This window comes from Scytonema sp. UIC 10036 (assembly GCF_009725235.1).
Window position 1 is genome coordinate 90,817 of record NZ_WJFC01000025.1, and the last position, 8,110, is coordinate 98,926.

Annotated in this window: 10 protein-coding genes; 8 read left to right on the forward strand and 2 right to left on the reverse strand. The window is 42.1% G+C overall.

Annotated elements, in window-relative coordinates; genetic code table 11:
- Positions 1-18: 18 nt before the first annotated feature.
- The 7 genes from F7734_RS14440 (at position 19) to F7734_RS14470 (ending at position 5,177) form a co-directional block, all read left to right on the forward strand.
- The gene (locus tag F7734_RS14440; RefSeq protein ID WP_155745357.1) at positions 19-885 is read left to right on the forward strand and encodes a CmcJ/NvfI family oxidoreductase; all 867 of its coding nucleotides are present in this window, start codon (positions 19-21) and stop codon (positions 883-885) included.
- A gap of 24 nt (positions 886-909) precedes the next feature.
- A complete protein-coding gene (locus F7734_RS14445; protein ID WP_243146882.1) occupies positions 910-1,704 on the forward strand; it encodes a sulfite exporter TauE/SafE family protein in 795 nt (264 codons plus the stop codon).
- 101 nt (positions 1,705-1,805) lie between these two features.
- On the forward strand, positions 1,806-2,753 hold the full coding sequence (locus tag F7734_RS14450) for a D-2-hydroxyacid dehydrogenase (RefSeq protein ID WP_155745359.1): 948 nt from the start codon (positions 1,806-1,808) through the stop codon (positions 2,751-2,753).
- Between the two features lie 76 nt (positions 2,754-2,829).
- Positions 2,830-3,030: a hypothetical protein gene (locus F7734_RS14455; RefSeq protein ID WP_155745360.1), complete on the forward strand. Its 201-nt coding sequence runs from the start codon at positions 2,830-2,832 to the stop codon at positions 3,028-3,030.
- A complete protein-coding gene (locus F7734_RS14460) occupies positions 3,027-3,866 on the forward strand; it encodes a hypothetical protein (protein ID WP_155745361.1) in 840 nt (279 codons plus the stop codon). Before F7734_RS14455 ends, F7734_RS14460 begins: the two co-directional genes overlap by 4 nt.
- A gap of 11 nt (positions 3,867-3,877) precedes the next feature.
- The gene (locus F7734_RS14465; RefSeq protein WP_155745362.1) at positions 3,878-4,681 is read left to right on the forward strand and encodes a hypothetical protein; all 804 of its coding nucleotides are present in this window, start codon (positions 3,878-3,880) and stop codon (positions 4,679-4,681) included.
- Between the two features lie 229 nt (positions 4,682-4,910).
- The gene (locus tag F7734_RS14470; RefSeq protein ID WP_155745363.1) at positions 4,911-5,177 is read left to right on the forward strand and encodes a hypothetical protein; all 267 of its coding nucleotides are present in this window, start codon (positions 4,911-4,913) and stop codon (positions 5,175-5,177) included.
- 37 nt (positions 5,178-5,214) lie between these two features.
- Here F7734_RS14470 and F7734_RS14475 read toward each other — a convergent pair whose 3' ends face one another.
- Positions 5,215-5,880 (reverse strand): class I SAM-dependent methyltransferase, encoded by a 666-nt coding sequence (locus F7734_RS14475; protein WP_155745364.1) that lies wholly within the window; start codon positions 5,878-5,880, stop codon positions 5,215-5,217.
- A gap of 120 nt (positions 5,881-6,000) precedes the next feature.
- On the opposite strand from F7734_RS14475, the gene F7734_RS14480 reads away from it, so the two are divergent.
- Positions 6,001-7,230: a sulfate ABC transporter substrate-binding protein gene (locus F7734_RS14480; protein ID WP_155745365.1), complete on the forward strand. Its 1,230-nt coding sequence runs from the start codon at positions 6,001-6,003 to the stop codon at positions 7,228-7,230.
- A gap of 170 nt (positions 7,231-7,400) precedes the next feature.
- On the opposite strand, the gene F7734_RS14485 is transcribed toward F7734_RS14480, so the two are convergent.
- On the reverse strand, positions 7,401-7,739 hold the full coding sequence (locus tag F7734_RS14485; RefSeq protein WP_243146883.1) for a PEP-CTERM sorting domain-containing protein: 339 nt from the start codon (positions 7,737-7,739) through the stop codon (positions 7,401-7,403).
- Between the last annotated feature and the right edge of the window lie 371 nt (positions 7,740-8,110).

The window sequence follows — 8,110 nt, forward strand, 5'->3', positions numbered from 1 at the left end:
TCCAAAATGGTATGACCTATGAGCTTAAGCAGTCAAGTTATAGACAGACCGATTTCTAAGGATTTGCCCTACGTAGAGGCTAACCTCAATTACTTAGTCCCAATGGCAGAAAGACCTGTCAACTACACCTATGAACCGCCATCAGGGATTCCCAGACATAACGGAACTTATCAGACACACAGGCTGCCAATTTATAATGCTCGCTCCATCTCAGAAAATATCTCGCTAGATAGAGAAGGCTTTGCCTTGAAAGAGCATAATACCAGTGTGCGGGACTTTTATGACGAAGACGAAGTGCGCCATGTTTACTACGCAGAAGCAGAGCAATTATTGAAAGACGTAACGGGTGCAACTCAAGTAGTGATATTTGACCATACTCTTCGTAATGCTCAAAGGACGAAGCCAGGAGAGAATGATATTAAAGAACCTGCCAAACGCGTACACAACGACTTCACTGCCAAATCCGGCTATACTCGCGCCCGCTTGGAATTAGCAGCACGGGGTATCGATAATATTGACGAGCTATTGCAACAACGGTTTGCCATCATCAATGTTTGGCGGGCGATCGCTTCACCCATTCAAGAATCACCATTAGCAGTGTGTGACGCGCAAAGTATTGCACCAACAGACCTTGTAGCGACTGACCTTGTTTATCGGCATCGCGTTGGTGAAACTTATGCGATCGTATACAATCCAAGACATCAGTGGTTTTATTTTCCGCAAATGCACAGAAACGAGGCACTATTTATTAAGTGTTTCGATTCTGCAGAAGATGGACGCGCACGTTTTGCGGGTCATACGGCATTTAACGATCCGACAAGCCCACCAGACGCTCCTCCACGGGAAAGTATCGAACTGCGAACATTCGTGTTTTATCCCGCATAGTTATAGCGGATGCTTCACTCAACAATGCTAAGTACCATTACTCCCCAACTCTTAACCCTTCCCCATACCTTACTTCTTTTCAGTACTGCTTTCATCGCAGGCGGATTAAATGCTGTAGCGGGTGGTGGTAGCTTTATTACCTTTCCAGCACTCATTTTTACAGGTGTGCCGCCAGTTGTAGCAAATGCTACGAATAACACTGCTATATGGGTAGCTGCTTTAGCAAGTGCTGGAGCTTATCGTAAAGATTTGGGCATCAAGCGGCAAGTTTTTTTGCTTTTGTGTGGCATAAGTCTAGTTGGTGGTGTTATCGGCTCCTTAATTTTGTTGTATACTTCAGCAGATTTTTTTAAAAAACTGATCCCCTATTTATTACTGCTGGCAACATTAATATTTACTTTTGGTGACTCTTTCAAGAGATGGCTTCAGAATCAGAACCAGAAATCATCTCCTGAGTCGGTACCTTTATGGAATTTGGTGTTGGCTCAACTCGCGATCGCTATCTATGGGGGTTTCTTCGGTGCGGGGTTGGGGATTTTAATGCTAGCCACCTTATCGTTTTTAGGTATCAAAAGTATTCATACTATAAATGCCTTTAAAACGTTTTTAGGGAGTTGTGTGAATGGGATTGCGATCGTCCCGTTTATTTTTGCAGGTGTCATTGCTTGGCAGCAAGCGATTTTGATGGCTGTGGGTGGTTCTTTGGGAGGCTATGTAAGTGCTCATTATGCGCGTCAACTAGACCCCCAAATGATTCGCAGATTTGTCATAATCGTTGCTTTTAGCATGACTATTTACTTTTTTATTTATGACCAATAACCAATGACAAATGACAGCCCTGACTCGTTAACTTTAATTGTGCCGACTTAGTTAAATTTTTCAGATTTTGTTGTGTCATGCGATCGCAAGGAGGATGGGTTTTGAAAATCATTCTACCTGTAGAACTGGCTGCTGATATCGAGCCACTGTTACCTTCAGATGTTACCTATGTGCGTGTAGACAGTGATGGTAACTTTGAAGGCGATCCACGGGACGCTGAAGTTTATCTCAACGGGTTCAAGTTGAAAAATACTACCCTGCATACAGTACTAGCAGCAGCGCCTGGAATTCGTTGGCAGCATACTCCAAGTTCTGGCGTGAATCATATCCTCACGCCCACTTTTTTAAAACATGATATAGTTCTTACCAATGGTTCAGGAGTTCATGCCATTTCTATGGCGGAATTTGTGCTGAACTTCATGCTTTATCATGCTAAAAAAGTCCAAAAATTACAAGAGTTACAGTTTAGTCACTATTGGTATAAGTGGTTGGAACTGGAAGAATTGTACAAAAAGACTCTGTTAATTATTGGTACGGGAAATATTGGTAGAGAAATTGCTCTGCGTGCGAAAGCCTTTGGAATGCGGATTTGGGGTAGCCGCCGCCATCCCGAACCATTACCAAACTTTGACAAAATAGTTGGTGTCAATGAGTGGCGATCGCTTCTTCCAGAGGCAGATTATATAGTCATTGCTACACCTCTCACACCAGAAACCAAAGGCTTAATTGATGTAGAAGCATTACGGTTAATGCGTCCAAGTGCTTATTTAATTAATATTGCTCGCGGTGCAATTGTGGATGAATCGGCATTGCTAACCGCTTTAGGGGAAGGTTGGATTGCAGGTGCTGGATTAGACACCTTTGAAACAGAACCATTACCGCCAGAAAGCCCTTTTTGGTCTTTACCTAATGTATTTATTACTCCTCATTGTTCAGCACTTACACCACAATTGCGCCAACGTATCGTGGCATTATTTATTGACAATTTGACACGATATCGCAACGGTCAACCCTTACGCAATGTTGTAGATAAAACAGTAGGTTATTAGGGCTTGAAATACTGCCTTGAAAAAGGGAGCGGGGAGCGTTCAACAATTACAGTTTACTTCTAACAATGGTACACCTATGTTTCATGAAATAGAAAGAGAATTGTCAGATGAAGAACCTTGGTCATTTAGATATCAGTCAAAATTACCAAATCATCTTCAGTTACTAGTGGAGCAAGAACAGGGAAGACAAGATGTCTGGGAATTACCAGATAAAGAACCATTAGCAAAGAAACCAAAATTAAGCCATACAACTCACAACTCATGGAGTAAATCATGACAGCAACCTTAACCCGTCAGGCTTGGACAGTTGAATTTGAAACAGAAACTATCGATAGATTAATTGATAAACACGCTCCCCACATTCCTAAAAAGCGGTTGCAAGAAGCAAAGCCCATTCAGACAGAAGAGGAACTGGAAAATTTTTACCACTTTCGTATTGGAGGTGCAGCCCATGACTTATTCATTGTTCAAGTTTGTGCAAAGGTAATTAACCAAATTCCCGATCCTGAATTGCAGTTATTTTTAAGTCGTCAAGTGGGAGATGATGGCGCACACGCTGAAAATACCCGCAGGCGTGTAGAGGCATTATTTGGTCATGACCCCATTGAGGATATTCAAAAGCAAGTGCAAAAACACTGGGACTTTATGGAGGATTTGCCGATTCGTAATTGGTTCGGTTTTTTAGCCTTTGAGTTACATTATGAACATCATATTGTTGCCACTGCCATTTTAAATCGGCGTTTGTCACGGCTATACGATCCAGCATCGACAAGTTTTGCCGTAGAGAGAATTATCCCAGACGAAGCCTTTCATCGTGTGGGAGTGGTGGAATGGTGGCAGCGTAAATTTGACAAAGCTTCGCCTACTGAAAAAGCTGAGCTAGTGGAACAGGTACTAGCAGTAGATGAAGAAGCTCAACGTCGGCGGAATACTTATCTCAAAGAACACGGACAGATTACCCGTCGCGCCCTTGGTATTGAAGTTGAGGGTTCAGATTTAATTTATGATGCTTGGCGGCGAGAAGTACTTGCTTACTTCTTCAATATCCCTGAGACAAAGCTCCCAAAACTTGTCAGTATTAACGATGAAACATCTCTGGTATCCAATAGTTAAAAGGCACTTGTATGACTGTAGCTTTAACTCGGACTTGGAATGTAGAATTTGAAAAAGAAACTCTGAATAAACTGATTAGCAAGCACGCACCTCACGTCCCCTTGACTCGCGAACATGGTAGTCGTCCCCCACAAACACAAGAGGAAAAAGAAAATTTTTACCAATACTGGGCGGCTACAGGTGGACACGACTTGTCTATTGTGCAGGCTGCTAGCAAAGCAATCTCGTTGATTCCCGATCCTGACTTGCATTTAATTTTGAGCAGACAAATTGGCGATGATGGCGCACATGCGATCGCTTTTCGAGAACGAATTATTGCTTTGACTGGACGCGATCCTATTGATGATATCCGCAGGGAAGCCGAACGTCATTGGGAATTTTTAGAAGATGTCCCCTACCGGAACTGGCTGGGGTTCGTTGCTTGGGAGTTTCACTACGAGCATCATATTTTACCTCAAGTTTGGTTTAATAAACTCACATCACAAATTGGTGATGCTGTTTTGGCTGAACAAAGTAGCGAAAGATTCACCGATGATGAAGCAATTCACCGCGTAACGATCGCCAATTGGTGGCGCAAAAAGTTTGAGCAAGCTTCACCTGATGAACGGGCTGAACTTGCAGCAAAATTGTTAGAACTGGACGAAGAAATTCAGCAAAGACGTGCTGCTTACATCAAACAGCGCTGGCTGGATGCAGAAACCTTCAATGGGGCTAATATTGAAGGGATAGAACCAGTTTACGATGCTTGGCGCAAAGAAGTCATTTCTAACCTGTTGAATATTCCCAATCCTCAACTGACTTCTATTAATCAGTAGGTTAAGTGGATAAAATTCAATTTCCCCCCTTTATAAGGCTGCGGTGTAAACACAAGTTAGATTTACCCCACCCTAACCCTCCCCTTGGAAAGGGGAGGGAACTAGAAATTCAATTTCCCCCCTTTCCAAGGGGGGACTAAGGGGGGTAAATATAACGCTAGAAAGCCCAAGCTTTTACTATGCTTCTCCAGATTTTATCCGCAACCATCCAGATATTGTTAAAATAATTTTGCAAGAGCTAGAAAAGGCTGGTTCTTGGTCTAGAAACAACTATCAAGATTCTGCCAAGCTACTGTCTAAGTTGTATAAAATAAATTTAGCAACAATGGAAACTGTTGAAAAGCGTGGTGGTCAACGTCAAGTATTACCCGTAACTGATGATGTTCTGAGTGGATTGCAACGCATGGCAGATACCTTCTACGAACTAAAAGTTATTCCCAAAAAAATTGATGTCAAGGATAAAAATTACAACTGGGTTTCTGACCAGAAGTGGTAAAATTGTTGCTTACCGTCAAAGGATTAACCACTATTAATTACCGCTTACGTGCTAAAGTCAGTCCATCTGCAATAGGGAGCAAACTCAAGTCTATACGGTTGTCTTGAGACAGCTTGTTGTTGAAATCTCTGATAGCTATAGTAGCTGAGTCTTGTACGGCTGGTTGGATAACACGTCCAGACCAAAGCACATTATCAATCACAATTAATCCACCCGGTCGAACTAATTGCAGCACTAGATCGTAATAATGAGGGTAATTTTCTTTATCAGCATCAATAAAGGCAAAGTCAAAAGATTCTGCCTGACCATGTGCTAATAAATTCTCTAAACTTTCTATTCCAGGAGCAAGCCGCAGCTCGATTTTGTGTGCTACTCCTGCCTGCTGCCAGTATCGACGGGCAACAGATGTAAACTCTTCACTGATATCACATACTACAATTTTACCATCTTCTGGCAGTGCCAAAGCCACACTGAGAGAACTGTATCCTGTAAAAACTCCCACTTCCAAAGTTTTTTTTGCACCAATCAGTTTAGCTAAAAAAGCTAAAAATTGCCCTTGTTCGGGAGCAACCTGCATATTTGCGCGAGGATAGCAGGCTGTTTCTTCTCGTAGTTGAAAGAGTATCTCTGGTTCCCGGAGTGAGACAGATAGAAGATATTCGTAAAGACCATCTGTCCAATTGAACCTTTTTCCAGTAGACATAGCGCTTGTTTATTCTAAAGAAAAATAACTTTTAGTTAAAAAAAATGACTCATTGACTTATATTAACACAAAAATACGGTAGTTAAATAAACATACCGGAATATGTGTGGGGGCAATTTGATGAGCAAGTGGCAACGGACAAAAAAACCAGGAACTGATTGGATAAGGGAATTTCAGACCTATTTTGTTAAAGCTTTGCAGGCGATCGGACAATGGAGCCGTAAAGCAGGAAAAAAATGGTTAAACAGATATTCTCTTGGAGGCTTTTTGAGCCTTTTTTTAGTAGGAACTACCTTGAGCGTAGTGGTTGCTGCTTCCAATACAAGTATTAGCAATCCTTCAGGAGCGATTCACTCTGGAAACAGTCACAATCTTATCGCTCAACAGAAGAATATTAAACTTAACCTTGTTTCCTTCTCTGTCACCAAAGCTGCACATGACAAGATTATTCCCCGATTTGTCGAAAAGTGGAAAAAAGAGCGGCAGCAAAATATTACCTTTCAGCAAAGTTATGGTGCTTCTAGTCCTCAAGCTCTTGCAGTGATTGAGAGAGGATTGGAAGCTGATGTCGTCCATCTATCTCTTGCTCCCGATATTCAAAAGATTGAACGAGCAGGATTGATCCAACCGGGCTGGGAAAAAGAGTTTCAGAACAACAGTATCGTCAGCAAATCTGTTGTCGCAATTGTAACTCGTCAGGGCAATCCTAAAGGCATCAAAACATGGGAAGACTTAGCAAACAAGGGAGTCAATGTGATGACACCCAATCCCATAACCTCTGGTAGCGCACGTTGGAACTTTTTAGCATTTTGGAATGCAGCTATTAAAGCTGGAAGGGACGAGTCTAAAGCATTAGACTTTGTTAGCAATATTTATAAAAATACTCCTAATTTGCCAGAAAGTGCTCGTAACGCAACTGATGCCTTTTTCAAGGGGGGTGAAGGGGATGCTCTAATTACTTATGAAAATGAAGTGATTTTGAAGGCTCTCAGCAGTGAAAAACCTTCATACTTTATTCCTGATGTCAATTTCTCAATTGATAACCCAGTTGCTATTGTTGATAAAAATGTAGACAAGCACGGTAACCGTGAAGTGGCAGAAGCATTCATTCAGTATTTGTATACTCCAGAAGCTCAGCAGATATTTGCCGAAACTGGTTATCGACCAATAGATTCAAGCGTAGCACAGAAAAAGGAGTTTGTTAATAAATACCCTCGGCTAAAAAGTTTGGCAACAACTAATGACTATGGCGGTTGGGCTGCAATTCAGAAAAAGTTTTTTGATGATGACGGCATTTTTGCTAAAATTATCAGTAACATCAATACAAGTGCCAACAAAAGCTTGCATTAAGGTAGTTTAGTTACATTATTACCCCCCTTAATCCCCCCTTGGAAAGGGGGGAAATAAGAGAAATTCAGTTCCCTCCCCTTTCCAAGGTCTGGGTTAGGGTGGGGTAAAAAATATTTGATACATCAATCATGACGTTTAAAACATCCTCTAAGGTGTAAGTGTAAGCCAAATTAGCTTGTAACTGTTTTCTGACGTTTTAAGATAATTCCCAAACAGCCAGCCATTAGCACACTTAGAATTGTAGTAGGTTCAGGAATGGCTTTTGCTGCGACAATTTTGAAGTCAGGTCCGTTGTCATTAGGAACATTAGGAAGAAGCCCATCATTGTTAGCACTTGTTAATCGCAATGTTTTTGTCGTGATTCCATCCAAGCGAATGCCAAGTGAACCAATATTGAAGGGTCCATTGTTAAGGATCGGAATGACCTGAGTACTGATATTGTAGTCAGCTTTCGTGTAGTTTTGCCTCAAGATTTTGTAACTTGCTATAACCGCATTATTGTCGTCCAACGCTTCAACCAATAGATCGCTATCGCCCGCAACTGCTCCGCCTGCGGTTCCACCACGTTCCCAGACGAAGAAGGTATTTACAGGATTTTCAACTAACCCGTCAGGAGTCCCCCACGCTCATTTGGTACTCCGGTGCGATTCGTTGTTAGCTGAATCACGGTAACCAGTCCGTACATAAGCTAACTAAGGTGAAATCCTAGAGTAACCTTAAACTCTCGGTCGGATGTAGGTGAAAGTCCTACTCATCAAACTCAGATGTAACTCCTTATCTGCCCACAGTGACCGCACTCGGAATTGCGGAGGCTGAAGCTGGGAACAGGGCGCAATCAGACGGCTGTTATGGGTTGACACTGGCGCTAACAGGGAGTTCC

What these genes read in the sequence shown, in the direction of transcription:
- F7734_RS14440 (WP_155745357.1), top strand. Translation starts at nt 19, where the DNA reads ATGAGCTTAAGCAGTCAAGTTATAGACAGACCGATTTCTAAGGATTTG.
- F7734_RS14445 (WP_243146882.1), top strand. Translation starts at nt 910, where the DNA reads ATGCTAAGTACCATTACTCCCCAACTCTTAACCCTTCCCCATACCTTA.
- F7734_RS14455 (WP_155745360.1), top strand. Translation starts at nt 2,830, where the DNA reads ATGTTTCATGAAATAGAAAGAGAATTGTCAGATGAAGAACCTTGGTCA.
- F7734_RS14460 (WP_155745361.1), top strand. Translation starts at nt 3,027, where the DNA reads ATGACAGCAACCTTAACCCGTCAGGCTTGGACAGTTGAATTTGAAACA.
- F7734_RS14465 (WP_155745362.1), top strand. Translation starts at nt 3,878, where the DNA reads ATGACTGTAGCTTTAACTCGGACTTGGAATGTAGAATTTGAAAAAGAA.
- F7734_RS14475 (WP_155745364.1), bottom strand. Translation starts at nt 5,880, where the DNA reads ATGTCTACTGGAAAAAGGTTCAATTGGACAGATGGTCTTTACGAATAT.
- F7734_RS14480 (WP_155745365.1), top strand. Translation starts at nt 6,001, where the DNA reads ATGAGCAAGTGGCAACGGACAAAAAAACCAGGAACTGATTGGATAAGG.